Annotated in this window: 13 protein-coding genes and 1 pseudogene; 4 read left to right on the forward strand and 10 right to left on the reverse strand. The window is 70.1% G+C overall.

Annotation, left to right across the window (positions count from 1 at the left end; all coding sequences use genetic code 11):
* Positions 1–18 precede the first annotated feature (18 nt).
* Positions 19–1,386, forward strand: coding sequence for a DUF697 domain-containing protein (locus tag ACQQ2N_RS00530; protein ID WP_440223712.1), 1,368 nt, complete (start codon positions 19–21; stop codon positions 1,384–1,386).
* A gap of 4 nt (positions 1,387–1,390) precedes the next feature.
* Here the strand turns inward: ACQQ2N_RS00530 and ACQQ2N_RS00535 are convergent, their stop codons facing one another.
* The gene (locus tag ACQQ2N_RS00535; protein ID WP_440223713.1) at positions 1,391–1,621 is read right to left on the reverse strand and encodes a glutaredoxin family protein; all 231 of its coding nucleotides are present in this window, start codon (positions 1,619–1,621) and stop codon (positions 1,391–1,393) included.
* Positions 1,622–1,680: 59 nt separating this feature from the next.
* Between ACQQ2N_RS00535 and ACQQ2N_RS00540 the strand changes: the two genes are divergently transcribed.
* Entirely contained in the window at positions 1,681–3,063 is a 1,383-nt protein-coding gene (locus ACQQ2N_RS00540) for an L-serine ammonia-lyase (protein ID WP_440223714.1), read from the forward strand.
* Between the two features lie 107 nt (positions 3,064–3,170).
* Here ACQQ2N_RS00540 and ACQQ2N_RS00545 read toward each other — a convergent pair whose 3' ends face one another.
* The 5 genes from ACQQ2N_RS00545 to mrcB all read right to left on the reverse strand — a co-directional run bounded on the left by ACQQ2N_RS00545 (position 3,171) and on the right by mrcB (position 15,112).
* Positions 3,171–6,866, reverse strand: coding sequence for a S8 family serine peptidase (locus ACQQ2N_RS00545; protein WP_440223715.1), 3,696 nt, complete (start codon positions 6,864–6,866; stop codon positions 3,171–3,173).
* 345 nt (positions 6,867–7,211) lie between these two features.
* The gene (locus tag ACQQ2N_RS00550; RefSeq protein WP_440223716.1) at positions 7,212–10,028 is read right to left on the reverse strand and encodes a S8 family serine peptidase; all 2,817 of its coding nucleotides are present in this window, start codon (positions 10,026–10,028) and stop codon (positions 7,212–7,214) included.
* Positions 10,029–10,305: 277 nt separating this feature from the next.
* The gene (locus ACQQ2N_RS00555) at positions 10,306–12,237 is read right to left on the reverse strand and encodes an ATP-dependent DNA helicase (protein ID WP_440223717.1); all 1,932 of its coding nucleotides are present in this window, start codon (positions 12,235–12,237) and stop codon (positions 10,306–10,308) included.
* Between the two features lie 14 nt (positions 12,238–12,251).
* Positions 12,252–12,791, reverse strand: a complete 540-nt coding sequence (locus tag ACQQ2N_RS00560; protein ID WP_440223718.1) for a tetratricopeptide repeat protein — start codon at positions 12,789–12,791, stop codon at positions 12,252–12,254.
* An 86-nt stretch (positions 12,792–12,877) separates the two neighbouring features.
* Entirely contained in the window at positions 12,878–15,112 is a 2,235-nt protein-coding gene (gene mrcB / locus ACQQ2N_RS00565; RefSeq protein WP_440223719.1) for a penicillin-binding protein 1B, read from the reverse strand.
* 915 nt (positions 15,113–16,027) lie between these two features.
* On the opposite strand from mrcB, the pseudogene ACQQ2N_RS00570 reads away from it, so the two are divergent.
* Together ACQQ2N_RS00570 and ACQQ2N_RS00575 are read left to right on the forward strand one after the other, a co-directional pair.
* Positions 16,028–17,158, forward strand: a pseudogene (locus tag ACQQ2N_RS00570) (glycosyltransferase); the annotation flags it as partial.
* 480 nt (positions 17,159–17,638) lie between these two features.
* Complete coding sequence (locus ACQQ2N_RS00575; RefSeq protein WP_440225690.1) at positions 17,639–19,735, forward strand: glycosyltransferase; 2,097 nt, start codon at positions 17,639–17,641, stop codon at positions 19,733–19,735.
* Position 19,736: 1 nt separating this feature from the next.
* Here the strand turns inward: ACQQ2N_RS00575 and ACQQ2N_RS00580 are convergent, their stop codons facing one another.
* The 4 genes from ACQQ2N_RS00580 to ACQQ2N_RS00595 all read right to left on the reverse strand — a co-directional run bounded on the left by ACQQ2N_RS00580 (position 19,737) and on the right by ACQQ2N_RS00595 (position 26,456).
* Complete coding sequence (locus ACQQ2N_RS00580; protein ID WP_440223720.1) at positions 19,737–20,519, reverse strand: NRDE family protein; 783 nt, start codon at positions 20,517–20,519, stop codon at positions 19,737–19,739.
* 18 nt (positions 20,520–20,537) lie between these two features.
* On the reverse strand, positions 20,538–23,105 hold the full coding sequence (locus tag ACQQ2N_RS00585) for a protein kinase domain-containing protein (RefSeq protein ID WP_440223721.1): 2,568 nt from the start codon (positions 23,103–23,105) through the stop codon (positions 20,538–20,540).
* Between the two features lie 84 nt (positions 23,106–23,189).
* On the reverse strand, positions 23,190–25,313 hold the full coding sequence (locus tag ACQQ2N_RS00590) for a RelA/SpoT family protein (protein WP_440223722.1): 2,124 nt from the start codon (positions 25,311–25,313) through the stop codon (positions 23,190–23,192).
* A gap of 123 nt (positions 25,314–25,436) precedes the next feature.
* Positions 25,437–26,456 (reverse strand): hypothetical protein, encoded by a 1,020-nt coding sequence (locus ACQQ2N_RS00595; protein ID WP_440223723.1) that lies wholly within the window; start codon positions 26,454–26,456, stop codon positions 25,437–25,439.
* Between the last annotated feature and the right edge of the window lie 186 nt (positions 26,457–26,642).

The following is a 26,642-nucleotide window of genomic DNA, read 5'->3' on the forward strand; positions in this document are numbered from 1 at the left end:
CGCGCTTACCATCGCGGCGTGAACGTCCTGACCTCGCTGTGGCGGCGCCTGCGTGGCGACCGCACTCCTGCCGACGCCGTCCAGGCACCGCGCGGCGGCACCTCGCGGCATCATGCGCAGGCCACCGACAGCCTGCGTGCGCTGGTCGGCGACACCGCCATCCCGCCCGCGATCCGCGCCTCGCTCGCGGCCGATTTCGAACGCCTCGAGGCGATGCTCGACAAGCTCGAACGCGACGAACTGCATCTCGCCGTGTTCGGGCGTGTCAGCGTCGGCAAGTCGGCGCTGTCGAACGCGCTGCTCGGCGAGGATGCGTTCGAGGTCGGCGTGCTGCACGGCACGACGCGTGACGCGGTGCCGAAGCGCTGGCGCGACGTGGCCGGCGGCGGCGTGCATCTCATCGACACGCCCGGCATCGACGAGCTCGACGGCGAGGCGCGCGAGAAGCTCGCATTCGAGGTGGCCGGCATCAGCGACCTCGTCGTGTTCGTCGTCGACGGCGACATGACCACGCGCGAACGCGACGCACTCGCGCTGCTCGCACGCACCGAGCGCCCGCTTCTGCTCGCCCTCAACAAGGCCGACCGCTACGGCGACGACGAGCGCATGCGCCTGCTGCAGCGCCTGCGCGAACATGCGCAAGGCTTCGTGCGCCCCGAGGACGTCGTCGCGGTCGCCGCGCGGCCCGCACCGACGCGTGTGGTGCAGGTCGATGCAGACGGCAGCGAACGCGTCGTCGAGCGTGCCGCGGCGCCCGACATCGCTGCACTGCGCGAGCGCCTCATCGATGTGCTCGCACGCGAGGGCCGCACGCTGTCGGCGCTCAATGCGAGCCTGTTCGCGGGCCGCCTCAGTGACGCGGTCGGTTCGCGCATCGTCGAGGCGCGCCGCGAACTCGCGGGCAAGGTCATCCGACAGTACTGTCTCGCCAAGGCGATCGCGGTCGCGCTCAATCCGATCCCGGTCGCGGACCTGCTCGCCGCAGGCGCGCTCGATGCGGCGTTGGTCGTGCACCTCGCCCGCGTGCACGGCCTGCCGATGACGCGTGTCGAGGCCGGCGGCCTGCTCGCGACGATCGCCGCGCAGCTCGTCGCGCTGATGGGTGCGGTCTGGGGCGTGCATCTCGTCGCGTCGGCGCTCAAGGGCGTCAGCGCCGGCGTCTCGACCGTGCTGACCGCCGCCGCGCAGGGCGCACTCGCGTGGTACGCGACCGAGATCGTCGGCCGTGCGGCCGAGCGTTACCTCGCGGCCGGGAAATCCTGGGGCGAGCAAGGCCCCAAGCGCGTCGTTCGCGACATCGTCGCAGGGCTCGACCGCGATTCGATCCTGCGCGAGGCGCGCGAGGAGATCCTGTCGCGCCTGCGCGGCGCCGAGGCGTCGCGCTGAACCTTCACGCGGCGTCGAGGAACGCGCGCACGCGCGCGGCGTCGAACGGCCAGTCGAGTTCGCGGCCCGAGGCCGCGTCGTGCAGCACGGGAATGCGGATGCCGTAGCGCGCCTCGAGGGCGTCGTCGCCGTCGATGAACACGCTCTCGAACGCCGGTGCGCGCGCCGCCGCGAGGATGCCGAGCGCCTCGTCGCAGAGGCAGCAGTCGTCGCGCTGGTAAAGCAGCAGGCTCATCGGGCGGGCGCTCGTCGGGGCGGCGTAGAATACGCGACCTGCCACGGACCTGAACGCGCATGTCCATCAGCGTCTTCGACATCTTCAAGATCGGCATCGGCCCGTCGTCGTCGCACACGATCGGCCCGATGCGAGCGGCCGCGCGCTTCGTGCAGCGCTGGCTCGACGAGCGCGGCGTGCTCGAGCGCACCGTGCGCATGCGCGCCGACCTCTACGGCTCGCTCGCGCTGACCGGCCGCGGCCACGGCACCGACAAGGCCGTGCTGTGCGGACTCGAGGGCGAGTGGCCCGACCGCATCGATCCCGACATCGTCGATCCCAAGCTCGCACGCATCCGCAAGACGAAGCGCCTGCTGCTCGGTGGTCGCCACGAGATCGCGTTCGACGAGAAGGCCGACCTCGTCTTCAACAAGCGCCAGAAGCTGCCGTACCACACCAACGGCATGCGTTTCACCGCCTACGACGCGGAAGGCAACGAACTCGCCACGCGCGACTACTACTCGGTCGGCGGCGGCTTCGTGGTCAACCACGACGAGGCGGCCGAAGACCGCATCGTGCCCGACACGACGCCGCTGCCCCATCCGTTCCACTCGGGCGACGAACTGCTCGCGCGCTGCGAGGCCGCGGGTCTCTCGATCGCAGGCGTCATGCTCGCGAACGAGAAGGTCTGGCGCAGCGAGGCGCAGATCCGCGAAGGTTTGCTCACGATCTGGAAGGCGATGCAGGCCTGCGTCTCGCGCGGCCTGCGCCAGCCCGGTGTGCTGCCGGGCGGGCTCAAGGTGCAGCGCCGCGCGCCGACGATGTACTCGGAGCTGTGCTCGCGCCCCGAGATCGCCCTGCGCGATCCGCTGACGATCCTCGACTGGGTCAACCTGTACGCGCTCGCGGTCAACGAGGAGAATGCAGCGGGCGGTCGCGTCGTCACCGCGCCGACCAACGGCGCGGCCGGCATCATGCCGGCGGTCATGCACTACTACGACCGCTTCGCGCCGAACGCGAACGAGGACGGCATCGTCGACTTCCTGCTCACCTCGGGCGCGATCGGCATCCTCTACAAGGAGAACGCCTCGATCTCGGGCGCCGAGGTCGGCTGCCAGGGCGAGGTCGGCGTGGCCTGCTCGATGGCCGCAGGCGGCCTCACCGCCGCGCTCGGTGGAACCATCTACCAGGTCGAGAACGCCGCCGAGATCGGCATGGAGCACAACCTCGGACTGACGTGCGACCCGATCGGCGGTCTCGTGCAGATCCCGTGCATCGAACGCAACGCGATGGGCTCGGTCAAGGCGATCAACGCCCAGCGCATGGCCATGCGCGGCGACGGCAAGCACCGCGTGTCGCTCGACAAGGTGATCAAGACCATGCGCGACACCGGCCGCGACATGCAGGACAAGTACAAGGAAACCTCGCGCGGAGGCCTCGCGGTCAACGTGATCGAGTGTTGACGCGGCGCTTCCGGCGGGCATGAAAAAAGGCGGGGTTTCCCCCGCCTTTTTCTTTGCGCTTCAGGCGAGCATGCCGGCCGCGCGAGCGCGACCGGCATGCTCCGTGATCACGGGATCGTGATCGCGGCGCCCGAGTTGTCGTACGCGTAGCTGACGATCGTCGCCGGGAAACCCGTCGTGCCGGTCGTCTGCATGCGCGCGTAGCCGTAGTTGACCTGACCGGTCGTGGTGTTCTGGAAGCGGAAGCCGAAATAGCCGTTGACGTTCGCCGCCTGGCGCCAGTTGGCTGCGGCGGTAGCCGCGGCAGAGGCCGAGAAGGTCGACGACGGGCCGATGCTCGCACCCGACGTCAGGACGCTGTAGACGGACCCGACGGCGACGCCGCCGTGCGTGTTGGCCGGCGTGCTCACCGGGAAGAAGAACGCGAGGTTCCCACCGGTCGCCCAGCCATTGAACATGTACGGCGAGGTGTCGCACGCGCAGGTCGCACCCGTCAGCCAGTTGATCGCACCGCCCGTTCCGTCTGCCGGAATCGAGAAGTTGACGTTGTTGACGACGACGATGTTGCTGCCGCCACCACCCGGCTGCACCGTGAACGTGACCGGCACGACGACGCGCGGGCGCGCCGTGTCGTTGCTGTCGATGCAGAGGTTGGCGGTGTGCGTGCCGGCCGTGAGGCCCGTCGGGTTCATGCTGACCGACACCGAGGTGCTGGCACCCGCCGCGACCGTGCTGGTCGTCGGCGTCATCGACAGCCACGAGGCGCCGCAGGTCGCGCCGGCAACGGTGCCGGTGAGCGTCATCGCGGCTTCCTCGATCACGGTGCCGAGACCGCCCGTGCCCGTCAGCGTCCACGTCGGAACGTTGAACAGCGACGCCGACGGCGAGATCAGCTTGGAGCCGGTCACGCGGATCGGAGCGGCCTGGAACCAGTTCCAGCGCGCGGCACCCGTGGCGGTGATCGAACCCGCGTAGGTCGGGAACACCGTGAGCCAGTACGTGCCCGGCGTCAGGTTGACGGTCTGTCCGGCGGCGACGAGGTTGAGGCGGATGTTGTTGCCCGTCGTCGTGATGCCCGCAGCGGTCGGAGCTGCCGAATACGTCCACACGGCGGTGCCGGGAGCGTTCTCCGGGTTGCCGGAGGGCGAGCCCGAGGCATCCGGATAGATCGCCCACGTGATCTGGCTCTGCGCCGAGACCTGGCCGACGTTGTCGAAGCCCGGCGTGAAGATTTCCGACAGCGACGTGTTGCCCGTGATCACGAAGTCGGCGGCCGTGTAGGCACCACCGGCCTGCGAGGTCGAGTACGACGACACGATGCCGCTGGTGCCGTTCTGCGGGACGTCCCAGAACGCGGTCGCGCCCGGCGAACCCGAACCCTGGCTCCACGTCAGCGGGCTGCCGCCCGTGTTGGCGATCGACAGGTTCGTCGCGACGGCGCTGCCGCCGACCGTACCCGTGGCCGACAGCGCGGTCGGGGTCACCGTGATCGCGGCGGGGCCGCCACCGGCGTTGCCGCGGATCGCCGCCGTCATGCGCAGCGCGGGCGAGCGGTTGGTCGCTTCCGTGAAGTTGACCTCACCGAAGCCGATCGCCGTCATGTTGCTCGTCGGCGTCGCGGTGATCGTGATGACACGCGTTTCCGGAGCGACCGGAGCGTCGAAGCCGTTGGCGAAGATCGTGTCGGCGGCGCCGATGCCCGCACCCGTGAAGCTGAAGGTGCTCGGCGACACGGTCACGTTCATGCCGGAGCTGATCGCGGCGGCGGACACGTTCCAGGTGCTGGCGCCCGGCAGCGTGTTGCGCACCGTGCGCGTCCAGGTGCAGCTCGGCGTGCACGCCGTGTTGCGCATCGACGGCAGGTTGAGCGCACGCTGGGCGGCCTGGTTGCCGCTGGCGGCGAGGAAGTTCGCGTAGGTCTCGTTGAGCACGAGGCCCGAACGCGCCGCCTTGGCCATGTCGATGCGGCCGTTGCCGACGTCATCGGCATCCCACTGGCCGCTGTTCGGCGTGCCGTTGGTGTAGTCCTTGAGGCCTTCCTTCTTCGCCGTCAGCTGCATCGCCGACTTGATCTCGGTGACCGTCCAGTTCGGGCGCAGGCCCTTCACGAGCGCGGCGCTACCGGCGAGATGCGGGCTCGACATCGACGTGCCGGACAGGAACTCGTACGAATTCGCCGCGCCCTGGTAGGCCGCGAAGATGTTCGTGCCGGGACCGGTGATGTCGGGCTTGGTGACTTCGATGCCACCCGCGATCGGACCACGCAGGCTGCCCGAGTTGAGGTTGTCACCGACGGTCGGGTCGATGCCGACCACGGTCGTCGACGAGATCGTCGCCTGCGCGGTCGCGTTCGACGCGATGAAGGTCGAGATCGCCTGGCCGTTGGCCTGGCTGGTCATGACCGACGGACGCGCGGTGGCCGTGCCGAGACCCATCGGGATCGGCGGAGCGGGCGTGTTGTTGTAGATGATCGTCGCGATCGCACCGGCGGCGACGGCGTTGTTGATCTTCTCCTCGAACGTGCAGTTGCCACGGCGGATCAGCGCGATGCGACCCGTCATGCTGCCTGCCGCGAGGCCACCCGTCGCCGTGCAACCTTCGACGTTGCCGGCCGTGGCGGCATCGGCGATCTGGCCGACGACATTGCTCGTGAACGCCGCATCGCTCTTGAGCGAGTACAGGTTCTGCGGGCCACCGGCGATGCTGATGCTGTTGTTGTTGATGCGGTCGTGCGTGCTGTTGGCGACCGTCAGCACCCACGGGCCACGGTGGTTGACCTGGCCGATCGGGTTCGTGATCGTCGCGTTCGTGTTGCCCGCCGACGCGGCGACGAGCGTGCCGTTGTTGACGAGGTCGAGGAAGCCGCGGTCGTTGTCCGTCCACGGGTTCTGGCCACCCGAGATCGAGAAGTTCAGCACGTCGACGCCGTCGACGATCGCGGTCTGGATGCCGGCGGCGATCGCGGCGCCGTCACAGGTATCGGTCGCACAGACCTTGTACGTGATCAGCTGCGCGCACGGGGCGACGCCGGCGATCTGGGTTCCGGCGAGCGCGCCACCGGTGGCGACGTGCTGGTTGCCGCCCGCCGTCGACGCGGTGTGCGAGCCGTGGCCGTTGGTATCAACGGGGTTCGCGCCCGTGCAGGTGGCGCTGCCGATGCAGTCCTTGCCCGCGATGAGCTTCGGGAACGATGCGCTGAAGCCGCAGGCCGCGTCGTTCGCGAACGACGGATGGCCGAGGTTGACGCCCGTGTCGAGCACGCCGATGACCTGGCCCTGGCCACGGTAGCTGTTGCCACCCGGGGTGGCCGTGCCGTTCCAGATCTGGTCGGCGCCGATGAACTGCGGGCCGCGGTCGGTCGCGAGCTCGTAGTTGCCGACGATGGCGACGTTACGCACGTTCGGCTGCGCGGCAAGCTGCGCGGCCTCTTCGGCGGTCATGCGCACGGTGATGGCGTTGTCGAGGATGTCGTAACGGTAGTCGACGACGAGCGCGCGACCGAGCACCCCTTCGAACTGCGCGATGCGCTCGTCCTGGAGCTGCTTGAGGTGGCTGCGATAGCTCGCGACTTCGCTGCGGTCGGCCTTGAACTTCTCGCCTGCGCGATCGGACGCCGTACGGTTGAGGCCGGCGACGCCTCCTTCGTACTTGGCTGCACCCGGTTCAGTGAAGTAGACGAAATAGTTGCTGACGGCGCTCGCGGCGACCGACTCGGGCTGAGCGATCAACGCCGAAGGCGTGACCGTACCCAGCGCGAGCATGGTCGCGACGGCCAGTGACCGCGCGGTAAGAGACACTCTCATGAATGACCACCTTCTTGAATGAGGACAGGATGCCGCCCCGGGCATCCTCATTTCTTATAAGGCAAAGTCAGCAGGCATTCATGTTGCCCTGCAGCATAGCCGCGCAGCCTCGTGGCGACGTGATGACATCCCGGTCTGAACGGACACCGGTGGATGGCTCGGCAAGGCCGTACCGGAGTTTCAAGAGTCGTCCGCAACGCTCGGTGTTTTCAAGGGAAACCGTGTGCGCACGCACATACGAAGCCGTACGGACTTCGTGAGGTCGATAACCCCACCGCATATGTAAAGATATGAAAAGGCCCCCGTGAGGGGGCCTTTTCGATGGAACGGCGGAACGGAGGACGATCAGGGGGTCGCGGCGGCCGTCACCGCGGCGTCGCACGCCGCCTGGTTGGTGCAGGTGATGTGCACGCCTGCGCAGGTCACCGGCGACGCCGCATTGCTCCAGCGCGCATTCGGCGACACGTCGTCGGCGAAGCTCTCGGTCCACTCCAGCCGCAGGATGCCGTCGCTGCCCGCGACGATGTTGCCGAGTCCGTAGTCGGCGAACAGCAGCACGCCGTCGGTGCTGAGGTTGGTCTCGGTGCCCGATGCCTCGGTATCCGACATCGTCAGGAAGATCGCTTCATCACCCGCTGCGCTCGACGAGAACGTCACCGCGGTCTCGGAGAGCCAGCTCGGCGAGAGCGCCTCGATCGACACGTCGGCCGATGCACCGGTCATCGCATTGCCTGCACCGATGTTGAGCGTGAGGACGCTGTTGCCCGGGCTGCCCGAATTGAACTCGTCCTGCGAGGTCTTGCCGTTGACGCTGAGACAGGCCGTCGTGCCGCCACCACCCGCGGCGTCGAAGCCGTCCTTGAAGATCTGGTCGACGACGCCCTGGCCCTTGATCACGGAGGTCAGGTGCAGGGCCGGCGACTGCGCGGCGTCCTGCGGGGTCAGCACGATGTAGCCGAATGCCGGGTTGGCCTGCGTCGCGGTCACGGACGCCGTGATCGTGATCGCCTGGGTGCCGCCGGCCGCGACCGTGAACGTCGCCGGGCTCACCGCCACCGTCACGCCCGGGGTGCTGCCGACGTACGACGCCGTCCACGTCGAGGACGCACCGAGCTTGCTGGTCAGCGTACGCGTGAACGTGCAGTTGCCGTTGCAGGCCATGTTGCGCACCGAGGCGAGGTTGAGCTGCTTGACGTTGATCGAACCGCCCGAGGGATTCGCCGCCACGAAATTCGCGTAGGTCTCGTTGAGCACGAGGCCCGCCGCGGCGGCCTTGGTCAGGTCCGCGCGACCGCTGCCGACGTCGTCGATGTCCCACGGCGTCGTGCCGTTCTCCTTGAAGCCTGCGCGCTTGGCGGTCATCTGCAGTGCCGACTTCACTTCCGGCGGCGTCCACGTCGGGTGCACCGCGCGCACGAGGGCAGCCGCGCCGGCCACGTGCGGGCCCGACATCGAGGTGCCGCTCTCGAGGTAGTAGTTGCCGTCGGCCGCACGACCGGCGGCGTAGATGCTCACGCCCGGCGCGGTGATGTCCGGCTTGGTGAGGTCGGCGAGCGTGCCCGGGGTCGGACCACGGAAGCTGAAGTCGCCGAGGACATCGCCCTGCACGTCACCGACGATGCCGGCCGACAGGCTGGCGGTCGTGGGCGTCGCGCCGTTCGTGGCGATGAACGCGGCGAGCGCCGTGCCGGCGTCCTGCGTGATCGAGTACGCCGGGATCGTCGCGCCGTCGGTGTTCATGTTGATGACGCCGAAGGTGTTGTTGTAGATGAACACCTGCTGCGCACCGGCGGCGGCGGCGTTGGCGACCTTCTCGGTGAAGTTGCACGTGCCGCGGCGGATCAGCGCGACGCTGCCCGTGAAGTAACCGGCCGGAAAACCACCCGACGCCGTGCAGCCCTCGACGTTCGTTGACGTGCGGATCGGCAGGTTCGTGAACGTGGTCGGCGAACTGATGTGGCTGCCGAGCGAGGTCAGCAGGTTCTGCGTGTTCGCAGGCGGCGTGCCCGGGCCGGTGGCGCTGAGGCCGGGGCCGAGGTCCTTGTCCTGCGTGGAGGCGGCGACGGTCATCACCCACGGGCCGCGGTGATTGACCTGGCCGACCGGGTTGGTGACGGTCGCGCTCGTGTTGCCTGCGGACGCCGCAACGAAGATGCCCGCATTGACCATGTCGAGGAAGCGGCGGTCGTCGTCCGACCACGGCGACGTGCCGCCCGAGATCGAGAAGTTGATGACGTCGACGCCGTCGGCGATCGCGTTGTTGATGCCGCCCGTGATGGCCGACGACGGGCAGGTCGTGCCCGGGCAGACCTTGTACGAGCGGATCGACGCGCACGGCGCCACGCCCGACATCTGCGTGTACGGCGCCGGCAGGTTCGGCGACGGCGTCGCGGCATTCGTCACCGAGTTGCCGCCGGCCGTGCTGGCCGTGTGCACGCCGTGGCCCGAATCGACGGCTTCGGCATTCGGACCGTTGCAGACATTGCCCGACGTGCTCGCGCAGTCACGTGCGCTGAGCAGCTTGGGGTCTGCCGCGGAGAAACCGCACGACGTGTCGTTGGCGAACGACGGATGCGTCGAGTTGATGCCGCTGTCGAGCACGCCGATGACGATGCCCTTGCCGCGGTTGGTGGTGCCGCCCGGCGTCGCGCCGTTCCAGATGGTCGGCGCACCGATGAACTCGGGACCGCGGTACGTGTCGAGATGGCGCAGCTCGTCGATCTTGACCGAGGTCACGCCGGAAACCTGGGCGATCCTCTTCGCCTCGCCGGCCGTCATCTTCGCCGCGATGCCGCTGTGCGTGATGTCGTAGCTGTGCGTGACGACGAGTTCGCGGCCGAGCGTGCTCGCGATCGACGCGATGTGCGCCTGCTGCTGCTGCTGCACGAACTGGCGGTAGGCGGCAACGTCCGCGCTCTTGGCGTTGAAGCGCTCGCCCGAGGCGGCCTTCGGCGCCGTGCCGCGCAGCTGACCGGTACCGCCGTCGTAGTGCAGTGCACCCGGTTCGACGAACTCGATGAGATAGGTCGACTCGGCCTCGACACCGGCCGCGTCCGCGGCAAGCTTGAAGGACGGAGTCGACCATGCGGTGGTGGCGGCGAGGCCACCGAGACTGGCCGTGACGAGCACGGCGAGCGCTTTCACGCGAACGGCGTTGTGCATGAAACCTCCAACGATAGGGTGCACCCCGCCGCACGAGGCGCTCGGCGCCTCGCGTGACGGTCCAACGTGCAGGGTGTGTTGCGAACGGCGGATGGAATCGGTCGGGTCAGGCGTCCGAGTTGGCGATGGAGAATGAACTCGTCCTGAGTGCGTCGAGTTATAGCAGCGCGCGGAGAGCGCGCTCAACGTACTTCCGGCATACATGCACGGCTGGAGCACCCGACTTCATCGAATCTCCACACAGGTGCAGAAGCCGTGCAAATGATTGCATGGCTCATTATTCAGATGTCGTGTGATCCACGTCACCGAAGAACGTCGCGACATCGCCGATCGCCGCGGTGGCACGCATGGGCGGCAGGCTGGCAAGGAACAGCCGACCGTACCCGCGCGTGCGCAACCGCGGGTCGCACAGCACGAGCACGCCACGATCGTGGATGTCGCGGATCAGGCGCCCGGCGCCCTGCTTGAGCGCGATGACCGCGTTCGGGACCTGCCACGCCATGAACGGCTGCACGCCCTGTTCGCGCAGGCTCTCGAGGCGCGCGACGAGCACGGGGTCGTCGGGGGCCGCGAACGGCAGCTTGTCGATCGCGACGACGCTGAGCGCATCGCCGGCGACGTCGACACCTTCCCAGAAGCTCGCCGCGCCGAGCAGCACGCCGTTGCCCGACGCACGAAACGCCTCGAGCAGGCGATGACGCGGCGCACTGCCCTGCACGAACAACGGATACGGCACGCGACCCTCGAGCCGCTCGGCCGCGATGCGCAGCGCGCGATGCGAGGTGAACAGCAGGAAGGCCCTGCCCCGCGAAGCCTCGAGCACGGGCAGCAAGGCCTCGACGACGCGCTCGGCATGATCGGGCGCCGCCGGATCGGGAAGGCCGGGCGGGAGGTAGAGCAAGGCCTGGTTCGGATAATCGAACGGGCTGTCGACGCGCAGCACGTGCGGATCGTCGAGTCCCATCTGGCGCGCGAAGTGCTCGAACGTGCCGCCGACCGAGAGCGTCGCGGAGGTGAAGATCCACGCCGCATGGCTCTGCTCGCGCAGCTGCGTCAGCGGCGCCGACAGGTCCAGCGGCGTCGCATGGAACGCGAAGCCTTGCGGGGACAACTCGTACCAGAGCACCGTGTCGCGCGCAGCGCTGTCGCGCAGGTGGCCGAAGCGCACGGCGAGTGCACCGGCCCGTTCGAACACCGCACCGAGCCCGCGGCTGCGCTCGGCGTGCACGGCGAGGGCATCCGCCAGAGCATCGAGTGCATCACCAAGACCATCGAGCTCGCGCTCGACATCGTTGTCGCGCTCGATCGCGACGAACGGCCCCTTGGCCGGGAAGCGATCGAGCGCGAGACGAACGCGCTTCACCGCCGGTGCGAGCGTCTCGACCACCGGCAGCAGCGCGCCGGCCGCACCGCTCGCCGCCGACGCCTCGGCGAGTGCGTCGCGCGCGAGCTCGGTGAGCTGGCGCGAGGTGACGCTCACCGAGAAGAACTGGCCCGCGAGCTCGGGGACCTGGTGGGCCTCGTCGAGGATGAAGGCCTGGGCGCCGGGCAGGATCTCGCCGAAGCCTTCCTGCTTGATGGCGAGGTCGGCGAACAGAAGATGGTGGTTGACGACGACGATGTCGGCTTCCTGCGCGGCACGACGCGCCTTGACGACGAAACAGTCGGTGAAGGACGGGCACTCGCTGCCGAGGCAGTTGTCGGTCGTCGACGTCACGCGCGGCCACAGCGGCGAGTCCTCGGCGAGATCGGCGAACTCGCCACGGTCGCCGCTCGCGCTGCGCGACGACCAGGCATGCAGGGCCTGCAGCTGCACGGCCTCGTCGCGCGAAGCGAAACGCCCGTCCTTGCGTGCCTGGTCCAGCCGATGCAGGCAGACGTAGTTCGCGCGCCCCTTCAGCAGTGCGGTCGACACGCGCGTGCCGAGCACGCTGCGCACGCGCGGCAGGTCGCGATGGAACAGCTGGTCCTGCAGCGCCTTCGTGCCGGTCGAGACGATGACGCGCCGCCCCGACTGCAAGGCGGGAACGAGGTAGGCGAACGTCTTGCCGGTGCCCGTGCCGGCTTCGGCGACGAGGGCATGGCGATCCTCGATCGCCGCGGCGACGGCCACCGCCATCGCCTGCTGCGCCTCGCGCGCGACGAAGCCCGGCACCTCGCGCGCGAACGGACCGTCCGGGCCGAGGATGTCGTCGACGCGCTCGGTCATGCGCGTGGCGCGACCTACATGCGGACCGGACGCTTGACCTTGCAAGCGTCGCGCTTGCCTTCGGCGGTACGGCGGTACTCGTCGTCGCCGAAGATCGTGCGCGCCTCGACGGCGGTCTGCCAGTTGCGCGCGCACAGCGTGCCGAGCTGCGGTCCTTTCTTGAAACTCTCATAGGCGAGCTTCTCGGCCTGCACCGTATTGCCGCGCAGGAACTCGATCTCGGCCTCGTGCTGGAGGATGTCCGGCGCGTCGGGAGCGAGCTTGCGCGCGCGCGCGATCGCGGCGAAGGCATCGTCGTAGCGACGCTCGGCCTCGGCCTTCTCGGCGTCGCGCAGGAAGCCCTCGACCGCAGGATCGCGCAGCGGCGTGACCTGCAGCGCGGAATCCTCCTCGACCTCGAGCGCACGGATGCGCTGCACGACCGCGACGCGGTCGGGATCGGGCCGCGCGGCGGGTGCTTCCTGGCGTGCAGGCGGCGTCGACGACGAGCAGGCGGCGAGGACGGCGAGCAGGCTCGCGGCAAGGACGATGCGGGCGTTGGGCGTAACGTTCATGGACGACAAGCAGGTCACGTGGAAACCGTCACTATCGCGAATTTCCGCGCGCCCGTCACCTGCGCGCGAAACCTGAATGCGATCGCTCACTCGCCGTCGCGGCCGAACCAGCTGCGCAGCTTGTCCATCGGGCATCCCTCCTTGTCGCGCGGTGCGTAACCGGCCACGAACGGGAACTCGCGGCTGCCCTCGCAGACCTCGTCGGTACGCTTGCCCATGGCCGGTTCGATCCACGCGCGCTCGATGCCGTCCTGCGGCACGACGAGCGGCAGGTTCGGCAGGCGCGAGAACAGTTCGATCCAGATGCGCAGCGCGCCGGTCGAACCGAACAGCGCGGTCGGCTTGTTGTCGTCGCGACCGACCCAGACCACGCCGAGGTGGCTGCCCGTGTAGCCGGCGAACCACGAATCGCGCTGCGTGTCGCTCGTGCCGGTCTTGCCGGCCGCGGCGAGCGGGCCGAGCCCCGCGGCGACGATCGACCGCGCCGTGCCACGCTCGACCACCTGTTGCATCGCGAGTGCGACGAGCCGCGACGGCACGACGTAGTCGCCCGTGCCCGGCGTGGTGCCGTAGCGCGTCAGCGTGCGTCCCTTCGCATCGACGACACCGCGCACGGCGCGCAGCGGCACCGCGTGGCCGTCGGCGGCGAAATACTGGTACAGCTGGGCGACGTCGAACGGACTCAGATCCACCGCGCCGAGCAGCAACGACGGATTCGGGTTGATGTCGCGCCCGAGGTTGAACGACTGCAGCAGCCCGCGCACCTTGTCGACGCCGAGACGCAGGCCGAGCTGCACGGTCGCGAGATTGAGGCTGCCGACCAGCGCGTCGAGCACGAAGACGCGGCCGTTGACGTTGCCGTCGGCGTTCTTCGGCATCCACGTCGAGCCGTCGCGCTGCGGCAAGGCCACCGGCGCGTCCTCGACGATCGAGGCCAGCGAATAGCGCTGCGGCTGGGCCAGTGCCACGAGGTAGACGAACGGCTTGACCAGCGAACCGATCGGCCTGCGCGCCTCGAGCGCGCGGTTGAAGCCCTGCGCATCGGTGCTGCGCCCGCCGATGATCGCCTCGACCTCGCCGCTGCGCGCATCGGTGAGCACGAGCGCCGATTCGACAGCGGCGTCGCGCGCACCGAGGCCGGACAGCGCGCGCGTCATGGCCTGTTCGGCGAACAGCTGCGCCGACGGCGACAGCGTCGTGTGCACGACGAGGCCGGCCGTGCCGAGCTCGGTGTCGGGGTAGTCGCTGCGCAGCTGCGTGCGCACGAGGTCGAGGAAGGCCGGGAAACGGTTGCGCGGCAGTGCGCCCGCCGCGGCGACACCGAGCGGTCGGGCACGCGCGGCCTCGAGCGCGCGCGCATCGATGAGGCCGGTCTCGAAGAACTGCCCGAGCACGCGGTTGCGCTGCGCGAGCGCACGCTGCGGGTTGCGGCGCGGGTCGTACCAGCTCGCGCCCTGCACGAGCCCCACGAGCATCGCGACGTCGTGCGGCGGCAGCGTGGCGACGTCGCGGCCGAACCAGAACTCGCTCGCCGCGGCGAAGCCGTGCACGGCCTGCCCGCCCTGCTGGCCGAGGAAGATCTCGTTGCAGTAGGCCTCGAGGATGCGGCGCTTGTCGTAGCGGTACTCGATGATCAACGCGATGAAGGCTTCGTTGAACTTGCGCACGAAGCTCTGGCCGCTGTCGAGGAACAGGTTCTTGACCAGCTGCTGGGTCAGCGTCGATCCGCCCTGCACGACGCGTCCCGCGGTCAGGTTGGCCCAGGTCGCACGCAGGATCGCGACGACGTCGACGCCGCGATGGTTCTTGAAGTCGCGGTCCTCGACGGCCTGCAGGCCCATCACCAGCAACGGTGGCAGCTGTTCGAGCTGCACGATGCGGCGTTCTTCCTGCTCGGCGCCGTACAGCGTCGCGATGCGCGCGGGATCGAGCTGCGCGCGCGACAACGGCTGGCCGTCATCGGCATTGACGAGCGCGGCGACGCGACCGTTCTCGAGCGTGAGCGCGATGCGCAGCGGCGCGTTGCGTCCCTCGAGCCCCGTGAACGCGCGGCGCGCGATGACGAAGCGCGACCCGGCACGCGCATACGTGCCCGGCGTGCGCGCCTCGGCGTCGACCGCATAGCGCGACGCCTCGAGTTCGAGCAGCAAGGCCTCGGCGGTGAGTGCGGCGCCCGGCGCGAGCTCGAGCGGCCGCGCGATCACGCGGCTCGGGATCTGCCAGCTCAGGTCGTCGAAGCGTGCGCGCACCTGCTGATCGAGGTAGACGCCGTAAGGAACGCCGAAACCGAGCACCGCACCGATCACGACGAACAGCGGCACGCGGAGTACACGCCATCCGAGGGACAGCAGGCTCAGGGATCGCGACGGTGGTGGAGGAGCTTTCTTCTTGGCCAAGGATCGTGTTCGGAAGCGGGAACGGAGCGCCGTTCGCGCAGGCCGTGGCACGGCGCGCGCGGCGTCCGTGACGACCCGCCTGCGGCGGCCGCGAGTGTAGCCGATCCGTCCGTGCTGGCAGCGCCGGTGGTCATCCCCGATAATCCGCGTCCGTCCATGGTCGGGACCACCGTGCCGAAAACGCTTTCCGCACCTTTCTGCCTGTGCATCCGCGGTGACGTGGCGACGCGCGAACGCTGGCTCGACGACGTCGTGTCGCGGTTGCCCGCCGGTACGCCGCACGTCCTTGCTCCCGCGTCGTCCGCATCGCCGACGATGGTCTCGTTCGCCGGTGCGCGCATCGACGCCGCGACGCGCGACCTCCTCGCGGATGTCGCGCACGACCACCCGAACCACCATGCGGTCGTGCTCGAAGCCGGCGTGCACGTCCCGCCGCATGCGTTCGAACGGCTGCTCGCCGTCCTCGCCACGGACGGCATCGGCTCGGCCAGCGGCCTCGACGACATCGACCCGGCGCGTTCCCCGCTTCCGCCCGGCGTCTCGACCGATGCCTCGGCCGAACGCATCGACCGTCTCTGCCACGCGTTCTCGTCGCGAACATACGTCGACGCGCCGTCGCCGTCGCCACTCGCCTCGTCCTGGCATGCGCTCGCCCTCGCCTCGCTGGCCGGCGCCGCCGAATCCGCCCGACGCTGGCGCCATGTCCTCGTCGATGGCCTCTACGTCGCACGCGCCACCTCGCCGCTGCACGGCCCCGCACAGGGCAAGGACCTTCGCGATCCGCTGCCACCCTCGCCGCTCGCGCCACTCCGTGAAGCCGTCGCGCGCGCGCTCGAGGGCATGTTGTCGCCCGGTTACGCCGGACTCGACGGACGCCCCGTGCTGCTGCACGTGCTGCATGGCTGGGGCGGTGGTGCCGAGCGTTGGGTCCGTGATCTCTGCGCGTCGTTCGAAGGCGTGCACCATCGCGTGCTGATCGCACGCGGCAGCCACGCTCGACGCCGACACGGCGAATGGCTCGAACTGCTCGACGGCTCGTTCCAGGGGCCGCCGTTGCGCCGCGTCGCACTGCACGACGCGATCGCCGACACCGCGATCGAGCACGGCGGCTACGCCGCGATCGTGCACGAGTGGATCGACGATGCGCACGTTGATGCCGTCGTCGTGTCCTCGCTGATCGGCCACGCGCTCGACGTGCTGCGCACGGGCCTGCCGACCGTACGCGTGATCCACGACCACTATCCGTTCTGGCCGGCCCTGCATCGCGATTTCGGCGATGCCTCGCTCGCGTTCGACGACGCACAACGCGCGGCCGACCTCGCCGCGCTCGGCCCCGACCGCGAGTTCGCGAACGACGACCCTGCCTACTGGAAGGCGCTGCGCGACGCCACGGCGAACGCGCTGCACGACATCCACGCGACGCTCGTCGCGCCGAGCCGCAGCGCGCTGGCCGACGATATTCGCCTCGCGCCCGAACTCGCCCTGCTGCCCGCGCACGTGATCGGCCATGGCCTCGAGGCATGGCCGGCCGGCACGGCGCGCGTATCCGCGCCACCTTCGCGCGACCGCCTGCGCCTCGTCGTGCCGGGCCGCGTACGGCGCGGCAAGGGTGCGGCCCTGCTCGAACAGGCGCTGCCGGGCCTGCTCGAGTACGCCGACGTGTTCCTGCTCGGTGCCGGCGGCGACGCGCATGCGTTCTTCGGACGCAGCGGCGTGCACATCGTGCTCGACTACCGCCGCGAGCGCCTGCCCGACCTGCTCGCGACGCTCGCGCCCGATGCTGCGCTCTTGCTGCCGACCGTCTCGGAAACGTTCGGCTACACGCTGTCGGAGCTGCGCACGCTCGGCGTGCCGGTCGTCGCGACGCGCATCGGAGCATTCGCCGAACGCATCCACGACGGCGTCGACGGCTTTCTCGCCGACGTCGACGCGGCCGCCATCGTGGCCTGCATCGCCAGCCTCGCCACCGACCGCGCGCGGCTCGAGGTGGTCCGCACGAACCTCGCGGCGTTCCAGGAGCGCGACCTCGCCGCGATGGCGGCCGACTACGCCGCGCTCGGTGTCTGGCGCGACGACGCTCCGCGTATCGTGGCCCCCGGCCTCTGCCTCACGCTGAGGCTCGAACTCGCCGAAGCCGTCACCGCACATCGTCGCGCGGTCGAACACGGTGGCGTCCTCGACCGCAAACTCACCGATGCGCGCGCCGAGAGCGCGCGTCGAGGCGCCTGGGGCCATGCGCTCGATCGCGACCTCGCCGGCGCACGCACGCGCATCGACGCGCTCGGCCAGGATCTCGAGACACGCACGCAGTGGGCGCTCGGCCTCGATGCCGAGGTCGCCGCGCAGCGCGAGCGCATCGGCGTGCTCGAAGCGGTCGCACGCGAGCGCGACGCGATGCTCGTGAGCCGCTCGTGGCGAGTGACGGTGCCGCTGCGTACCGCCACGACGTTCCTGCGCCGTGTGCGCGCGAGCCTGCGCTTCCGCGCCGGGCGCGCGCTCGGCCTCGCACGCCGCGTGCGCGGCAGCGTCGCACGCCATGGCCTCGCAGGCACGTGGCAGCGCATCCTGCGCGAGCTGCGTGGCGGCACGCCGGCGCCACGTACCGCGCGCACCTACGACGCACCGAGCGAGACCTTCGAGCCCTTCACGGTGCCGGGCAGCGCTACACCGCGCGTGTCGATCGTGATCCCCGTGCACAACAAGTTCGCCTACACGGCCGCTTGCCTGCGCTCGCTGGCCGAGCACGCCAGTGAAACGACGTTCGAGGTCATCGTCGTCGACGATGCCTCGACCGACGCGACCTGGGAGAACCTTGCTCGCATCGACGGCATCCACCCGATCCGCAACGCGGCCAACCTGGGCTTCGTCGGCTCGTGCAACGCCGGCGCAGCGGCCGCACGCGGCGACTACGTGCTGTTCCTCAACAACGACACCGTCGTCACGCCGGACTGGCTCGATGCCTTGCTGCGCTGCTTCGACGAGGAACCCGACGCCGGCCTCGTCGGCTCGCAGCTCGTCTACCCCGACGGGCGACTGCAGGAAGCCGGCGGCATCGTGTTCGACGACGCCTCGGGCTGGAACGTGGGCCGCTTCGGCGATCCCGACGACGCGGCGTACCAGTACCGGCGCGAGGCCGACTACTGCTCGGGCGCGGCGATCCTGCTGCGCCGTGCGCTCTTCGAGACGCTCGGCGGCTTCGACATGCGCTACGCACCGGCCTACTACGAGGACACCGACCTCGCCTTCGCGGTGCGCGCCCACGGCCTCAAGGTGTTCTACGAGCCCGCATCGCGCGTGATCCACTTCGAGGGCATCACCGCGGGTACCGACACCGGCAGCGGCATGAAGCGCTTCCAGGTGGTCAACCAGGCCAAGTTCCTCGACAAGTGGCGCGATGCGCTGCGTGACCAGCCATCCCCGGGCACGCCGATCCCCGTCGCCTCGACGCACCGTGCGCGCAAGCGCGTGCTGATCATCGATGCGACGACGCCGGCGCCGGACCAGGATTCGGGCTCGCTGCGCATGGTCAACCTGATGCGCGTGCTGCGCGCCAGCGGCGTCCACGTGACCTTCATGGCCGACAACCGCGCCTGGGTCGAGCGCTACACGCGCGACCTGCAGGAGCTCGGCATCGAGGTGCTGTACCACCCGTACGTGAGCGATCCGGTGCGCTGGTTCCGCGAGCGTGGTGCCACACTGGACGCGATCATCCTGTCGCGCCACTACGTCGCCGCGAATTACGTCGGCATCGCGCGCCTGCACGCACCGCAGGCCCGCCTCGTGTTCGACACGGTCGACCTGCACTACCTGCGCGAGCAGCGCGCGGCCGAACTCGAGGGCAAGCCCGACCTCGCGCGCCAGTCCGCGGCCACGCGCGTGCAGGAGCTCAAGCTCATGCGCGAGTGCGACGTCACGCTCGTCGTGAGCCCGGTCGAGCAGGCGATCCTCGCCGTCGACGCGCCAGGTGCCGCCGTCGACGTGCTGTCGAACGTGCACGAGGTCTACGGACGCCGTGCATCGTTCGCGTCACGCCGCGACCTCGTGTTCGTCGGCGGCTTCCAGCATCCGCCGAACACCGATGCGGTGACGTGGTTCGTCGCCGAAGTGATGCCGCTGCTGCGCGCGGCAGGCTCCGGCCTGCGCTTCCACGTCATCGGCAGCAAGGTGCCCGACACGATCCGCGCGCTCGCGGCCGACGACGTGATCGTGCACGGCTTCGTCGAGGACATCGCGCCGTTCATGGACGGCTGCCGCCTCTCGGTCGCGCCGCTGCGCTACGGCGCCGGCGTCAAGGGCAAGGTCAACATGGCGATGAGCTACGGCCTGCCGGTCGTGGCGACACCGATGGCGGTCGAAGGCATGCACGTGCGCGCAGGCGAGGACGTCGTCGTGGCCGAGACACCGCGCGCATACGCCGATGCGATCCTCGCGCTCGATCGTGACGAGGCACTGTGGACGCGGCTGTCCGACAACGGTCTCGCCAACGTGCGCGAGCACTTCTCGTTCGAGGCCGCCGAGAAGGCGATCCGGCGCATCGTCGGCTTCTGACTCAGGCCTCGTGCCACTCCGCCTCGGCGTTGGCGCACTCCCAGGCGACCTCGCCGGTGCGCGTGCCACCCGGACCGAAGCTGCGTTCGCGCAGCAGCAGGCGCCGGTCGGGATCGCGCATGACCAGCGTCGCGGCACGCGTGCCGTAGTGTTCGCCCTCGATGAACACGGGCGCGAGCGTGCGCTCGAGCACGAGGCCTACGCCGGTATCGGGCAGGCGTGCATCGTCGGGCTGGAAGGTGTCGTGCAGCAGGCCGAGCAGGCGATCCTCGTCGCGCCCGCCGTGTGCGGTGGCGCCCGTGAAGCGGTCGCGCAGGCGTTCCATCTTCGGCCAGTGCACGTCGGTCGCCCCGTTGCTGACCACGTGCACGCCCGAGCCGAGGCGGCGCGACGTGCCGCGCACGCCGTCGACGAGCCACGTGCCGCGCGCGTCGCCGAGCACGAGGTTGAAGCCGCCGTATTCGTCACGTCCCGCCAGCGCGGCATCGGACGCCTCGCGCGCGTCCGCACTGCCGAGCAGGAAGTCGCGCACGAGCGCACCGCGTGAACGCGGTGCGCGCGCCGGCACGCCCGAGCGCAGGTTGGTCACCGCGGCGAACGCGCCGTCGTTGCGCACGCCGAGCCATGCGCCGCCGGCGACGAGATCACGCCCGCCGAGGCAGTCCGGCGCCTCGCGCCACGGCGCGGCGTCGGTGCTTGCGCGGGCGTGGAATTCGTCGCGATTGCCGAGCAGCACGAGTGGCCAGCCACGCACGTGGTCGATCGCGACGAGCAGGATGCACACGACGATTCCCTCGGACGCTCAGCCGCGCCCGTTGGCCGAGCGCCACGCGCGCAGCTTCTGCTCGAGCGGGGCGAGGCGCGGGCTCGACGGCGCGAGCTGGCGCGCGGCGTCGATCGCGCGCGCGGCATCCTCGCCTTCGTTGGCACCGATGCGCGCGTCGGCCTGGTCGAGGTAGGCCGTCGCGAGACGTTCGTTCATGCCGCCGAGCGACGCATCGGACGGTGCGAGCTGGCGCACCGCGTCGATCATGCCGCGCGCGCGCGGCAGGTCACCGTCGCGCAGGCTCGCATCGAACAGGTCGCGTGCCCGTGCGGGAAGCTTCTCGAGGCCGGTGAGTGCGGCCGTATTGCCGCCGTCGATCGCGAGGGCGGCGCGGAACTTGTCGTAGGCGCAGTTGCCGGGCGGTTCGATCAGGCGACCGTTGTCGGCGGCGAGGTTCGCGTCGGCGACGAGGCGCTGCAGGCGCTGCTCGTCCGCGGGCGTCAACGTCGGACGCGCGGCGGCGATCGCCACGCGCTCGCGCAGTTCGCGCAGACCGACGCGTGCGCTGCGCAGGTCGGCGAGTTCGGGCGAGAGCCGTTCGGCCTGGCCGAGCAGACGTTCGGCGGCGTCCGCATTGCCGTCGTCGATCGCCGCACTGGCCTGCACGACGAGCGCCTGCGCGACGCGGCGCAGTCCGGCACGCGCACGCACGTTGTCGCGATCGCGCGCGAGCACCGACTCGAACAACGCCTGCGCGGTGTCGCCGGCGCCGCTCGCGCGGCCGCCGCGCAGGTGCGCCTCGGCCTTGGCGAGATCGGCCTCGAGCGCGGCCGCGGCATCCTCGCGCTGGCGCGTCACGCGCGCGCGCAGCTCGGGCAGCCCCGGATGGTCGGGCACGATGCGCGCGATCGCCTCGATGCGCGCCATCGCGGTCGCCTCGTCGCCCTTGTCGATCGCCTCGCCGGCCTGCGCGGCCAGCGCCTCGGCCACCTTGCCGGTGCCGGCGCGCGCGAGTGCATTGCCGGGATCGGCCGCCGACACGCGGCCGTACAGTGCGGCCGCGCCGTCCTTGTCGAGCAGACGACCCGCGGCGAGCGCCTGCCGCGCCTGATCGAGCAGGCCTTCGATCTCGTCGCCCTGCGACTGGCGGTCGCCGACCTGTTTCGCGAGCGCATCGACCTCGGCGCCGCCGCCGAGCAGTTCGCGGGCATCGGCGACGAGGCGCGAGGCCGTGGCGACGTCGTCGCGCGCGAGCGCCGCGCGGGCATCGTCGAGCAGGCGCCGGCCGACATCGGCGAGCCCGCTGCGCGCGAGGTCGTTGTCGGGATCGATCGAGCGCGCCTGCTGGAACAGCTCGCGCGCGCTGTCGCCTTGCGAACCCGAGAGGCGTCCGGCATCGAGCGCCTGCTGGGCACGCGCGAGCACGGTGTTGAGTTCGGTGTTCGGAAGCAGCGCGCGCAGACGATCCTGGTTCCGCCATGTCGCGGCGCCGGCGACGACGAGCACGAGGACGACGACCGCAGCGGCGATCCAGGCGCCTCCACGACGCTTCGGCACCCGTGCCGCGGCGTGGCGTCCCGATCGACTCGCGCGCAGGATGTGCTCGTCGGTCGCCGCCATGATCTCGTCGAGGCGGCCGAGGTTCGGTTCGGCGCGTGAAGCTCGTGGCGTGCCGTCGGCTGGCGAATGGCGCGAGGCGCGCATCGACGGCATCGGTGGCGTCGCCGGCGACACGCTCGTGTCCATCGAACGCACGTCGCGCGCGAAACCCTCGGGCTCGCCGTCGAGGCCCTCGAGTTCGCCGCTCGCGATCGCCTTCTCGTAGCGCGCGATCGCGGTCGCCGCATCGTGGCCGGTCTGGAAGCGGTCCTCTGCCTCCTTCGCGAGCAGGCCGTCGACGAGCGGCTGCAGCACCTCGAGCGCCTCGGGCAGCTTCGGCACGGGCTGGGTGATGTGCATGATGCCGACCGCGAGCGAATCCTCGGCGTGGTACGGCACGCGTCCGACCAGCATCTCGTAGAGCACGATGCCGAGGCTGTAGAGATCCGAGCGTCCGTCGATCTGCTTGCCGCGCGCCTGCTCGGGACTCATGTAGTGCGGCGTGCCGACGACGGCACCGGTGCGGGTCATGCGCGTTGCCGAATCGCTCGCGCGCGCGATGCCGAAGTCGGTCAGCGCGGCCGAGCCGTCGTCGCGCAGCAGGATGTTGTCGGGCTTGACGTCGCGGTGGATGAAACCCTTCTGCTGCGCGTAACCGAGTGCGGTCGCGATCTCGCGGATAACGCGCAACGCGAACGGCACCGAGCGCGGCTGGCCGTCCTTGCTCAGGACCGGCCCCGCAGAGAGGTACTCCATCGCGATGTAGTGGTAGTCGCCCTGGCGTCCGACATCGTGGATGCCGACCACGTGGCGGTGGTGCAGGCGCGCGGCGATGCGCGCCTCGCGCTGGAACCGCTCGCCGAAGTTCGGATCGGCCAGGAGCGCCGGCGACATGACCTTGAGCGCCACCTCGCGATCGACCGATTCCTGCATGGCGAGGTAGACCGTGGCCATGCCTCCACGGCCGAGCTGGCGCAGCAGTCGATATCCGGGAATCTCGATCACGGTTCAGGCGTCGTCCGTTGCAGGGCGCCCGCGTTCATGCGGGCACACGGCGGCAAGCATATCAGGGAGCCCCGGCCGCTGCGGTCAGGCGAGGCGGCGCGCCTCGGTCACGTTGGGCACCGCGAGCAGGCGCCCGAGCAGCGCCGACAGCTGGCCGTAATCGTTGACGCGCAGCGCGAAGCTCATCTCGACCTCGTTGCCACGCGGATCGACCTTCGCGTTGACCGCGAGCATGTAGACGTTGGCCGCCGCGATCACGTTGGTGACGTCCTTGTGCAGGCCCTTGCGATCGTAGCCGCGCACGAGCACGTTCACGTCGTAGACGTGCTGGCGCGCACCACCCCACTCCACCTCGATGACGCGCTCGGGATCGAGCTCGCGCAGGCGCTGCAGCTGCACGCAGTCGCTGCGGTGCACGCTGATGCCGCGCCCGCGCGTGATGAAGCCCTCGATCGGATCGCCCGGCAGCGGCTGGCAGCAGCGCGCGAGCACGCTGGCGAGGTTGCCCACGCCCTCCACGACGACGCCGTCGCGTGCCGCGGCAGGTGCGCGTGGGGCGCGTGTGGGCGCCGGACGCGGCGCTTCCGCCGCGTGCAACGTGCGGGCGACCTGGGTCGGCGTGACGTCACCGATCGCGAGCGCGACGAGGAGGTCGTCGAGCGTGCGCAGGTCGAAGCGCGGCGGCAGCGTGTCGAGGTCGACGCCCGCCAGCGCGAGGCGCTTGAGCTCGCGCTCGAGGATCGCGCGCCCGGCGGCGACGTTCTGCTCGTGGTCGGCGCGCTTGAACCAGGTGCGCACCTTCTCGCGTGCGCGGGGCGTGTTGAGGAAACCGTGATGCGACGAGAGCCAGTCGCGCCGCGGCTCGATCGTCTTGCCGGTGAGGATCTCGATGCGGTCACCGCTGGACGGCTGGTGGTGCAGCGGCACGATGCGCCCGTTGACCTTGGCGCCGCGGCAGCGGTGGCCGACGTCGGTGTGCACGAGGTAGGCGAAATCGAGCACGGTCGCGCCGCGCGGCAGATCGAGCACCTGGCCCTTCGGCGTGAGCAGGTAGACGCGATCCTCGACCACGTCGCTGCGGAAGCCGGCGAACAGCGCGCCGTCGTCGTCACGGTCGTCGCGCGCCTCGAGCAGCTGGCGCATCCAGGCGATCTTGCGTTCGAAGCTCGCGTCGCCGCCACCGCCTTCCTTGTAGCGCCAGTGCGCGGCCACGCCGAGCTCGGCGTGGGCATGCATGTCGTGCGAGCGGATCTGCACCTCGAGTGCACGTCCGCCGGGGCCGACCACGGCGGTGTGCAGCGACTGGTAGTGGTTGCCCTTCGGATTGGCGATGTAGTCGTCGAACTCGCCCGGAACGCACGGCCACAGCGAATGCACCACGCCCAGCGCGGCATAGCAGGCCGGCACGTCACGCACGAGCACGCGCAACGCACGGATGTCGTAGAGCTCGGAGAACGCGAGCCCCTTCTTCTGCATCTTCCGCCAGATCGAGTGGATGTGCTTCGGACGGCCGGCGACGTCGGCGTCGAGGCCGGCCTCGCGCAGCGCCTCCTGCAGCGCGTCGCGGGCCTGTGCGATCCACGCCTCGCGGTCGCCGCGACGCTCGTCGAGCAGCGTCGCGATGCGCCGGTATGTGTCGGGCTGCAAATAACGGAACGCGAGGTCCTCCAGCTCCCACTTGATCTGCCAGATGCCGAGCCGGTTGGCGAGCGGCGCGTGCATGTCGGCGGTCAGTTCGGCGAGCGCGCGACGCGCGTCCTCGGGCAGCGAGCCCGCCGCACGCATGCGCACGAGCTGGCGTGCGAGCAGGATGAACACGACGCGCAGATCGCGCACGATCGCGAGCAGCAGGCGTCGCAGGCCTTCCATGCCGCGGACGCTGCCGCGTGCGGCGTGCAAGGACCAGACGCGAGCGGCGGCGCGCTGACCTTCGACGAGCGCCGGGATCGCTTCCCCGAACGCCTTCAGCGACGCATCGTCCAGGACGAGCCCTGTCTCGACGGCGTCGTGCAGCAGCGTCGCCGCGGCGGCTTCTTCACCTGCGCCGATGCGTGCGAGCACCTCGAGCGTGGCCTCGCGTTCGACACGCGAGATCCCCCACGATTCGAGCGCCGGAGGCGCAACCTCCAGGCGCGCGTCGATCCAGCCACGCACGCGCGACAGCGTGTCCGCGGACGGATGGGGGACGTCGAGGTCGCGGACGTTCACGGGATGGAGAAGGCGACCGGGAGGGAGGGGCCAGTGTGGCGCGTCCCGGCGACGGCGGGCTGCGGCGCGTCGCCGCGACCCGTCACCACCGGCGCAGCGAGGCGCCGGTGGCCTGGCAGGACGTCAGTACGAGTACCAGACGCTGTCGTGCGTGTACCAGTCCTGCATCTCCTCGGGCGCGCCGGCGAGCCCTGCGCGCAGTCGCACGATCGCGAAGCCCTGCTTGGGAACGTTGTTGCTGGCCGTGCCGACGGCGTCACGGTAGACGAGAACGTGGAACGGACCGGCGAAGCTCGGGTAGAAGCCGACGCCTTGCCGGGCAAACTCTCCCGTCTGCTTCGACAGGCCCGGGTACACTGCGGAGCTGTCGTCGCACAGCGTGGCGGGAGGCACCGTGCCGCTGACCCAGTCCGGCCTCAGCAGGCACCACGTCGCGGTCGCACCGAGTGCCGTCGCGTTGTAGCCCTCCACGAGCGCCGCGTCGACTTGCGCCGGCGCGGTGGGATCGAGCTGCGCCTCGAGTCGCACGATCGAGACGGCGCGACCCGCGAAGCCCGTGAACTGCTGGGCGGTCACCTTGAGGTTCTGATGCGGGACAGCCGGAGCTTCCTGCGGCGGAGCCGTACCGACCGCGTCGTTGTTCGCGCCGATGTAGTCGCCGAAACCCAGCGTCGGCAAGCCGATGCTGGCCTCCCACGCTTGAGCCGCCCCGCCGCCCGGGGACGCCGTCAGGCAGCGGTACTGGCGTTCGCTCGCCTGGGTCGCATGACCGATGCGGATTCCACCCGGCACGTACTCGAGATCACGGACGTTGACACTCGGCAGCTTCCAGACGTCGTTGCCGAGCGAAGCCGGAACCTGGTAACGCGGCGCCAGCGTGGTCTGCGATCCGCCCGCCAGGGTGTCGATGCAGAACAGGTGGCTGCTGAAATAGGCCAGCGCGATCGTGCCGCCCGAGGCCGGACGGTCGTAGCTCAACGCATTCGGCACGGCGTCGTCGAGGTGTAGCGTCGCCTGGTCGCCGGCGACCGTGTCGCCGCCGACGAGGGCGTAGACACTGGCCTGCGCCGTACCGGCGGCGAGGAAACCCGCCGACACCGCGAGGGCGAGCAGCGGGCGGAAGGCGTTCGAAAGTCGGGTCATCATGGCATCCGTCAAGAAGTCGTCAGGCGGGGGTTTCCATGGCCCCGCAGGTCGCATCGTTTGCAAAGGTCCGGCCAAGCCACGGGGGCCTGGACGCAATGGTAGACTGAGCTGACTCGAATGTAACCACAGAATCGCCGCCCACGCACCTGTTAAGCTGGTGTTGGGAAAGCGTTTTTCACCCCT

The sequence above is a fragment of the Dokdonella aquatica genome, assembly GCF_051987395.1.
Lineage (GTDB): Bacteria > Pseudomonadota > Gammaproteobacteria > Xanthomonadales > Rhodanobacteraceae > Dokdonella.

What these genes read in the sequence shown, in the direction of transcription:
- ACQQ2N_RS00545 (WP_440223715.1), bottom strand. Translation starts at nt 6,866, where the DNA reads ATGAGAGTGTCTCTTACCGCGCGGTCACTGGCCGTCGCGACCATGCTC.
- ACQQ2N_RS00560 (WP_440223718.1), bottom strand. Translation starts at nt 12,791, where the DNA reads ATGAACGTTACGCCCAACGCCCGCATCGTCCTTGCCGCGAGCCTGCTC.
- ACQQ2N_RS00555 (WP_440223717.1), bottom strand. Translation starts at nt 12,237, where the DNA reads ATGACCGAGCGCGTCGACGACATCCTCGGCCCGGACGGTCCGTTCGCG.
- ACQQ2N_RS00595 (WP_440223723.1), bottom strand. Translation starts at nt 26,456, where the DNA reads ATGACCCGACTTTCGAACGCCTTCCGCCCGCTGCTCGCCCTCGCGGTG.
- ACQQ2N_RS00535 (WP_440223713.1), bottom strand. Translation starts at nt 1,621, where the DNA reads ATGAGCCTGCTGCTTTACCAGCGCGACGACTGCTGCCTCTGCGACGAG.
- ACQQ2N_RS00540 (WP_440223714.1), top strand. Translation starts at nt 1,681, where the DNA reads ATGTCCATCAGCGTCTTCGACATCTTCAAGATCGGCATCGGCCCGTCG.
- ACQQ2N_RS00550 (WP_440223716.1), bottom strand. Translation starts at nt 10,028, where the DNA reads ATGCACAACGCCGTTCGCGTGAAAGCGCTCGCCGTGCTCGTCACGGCC.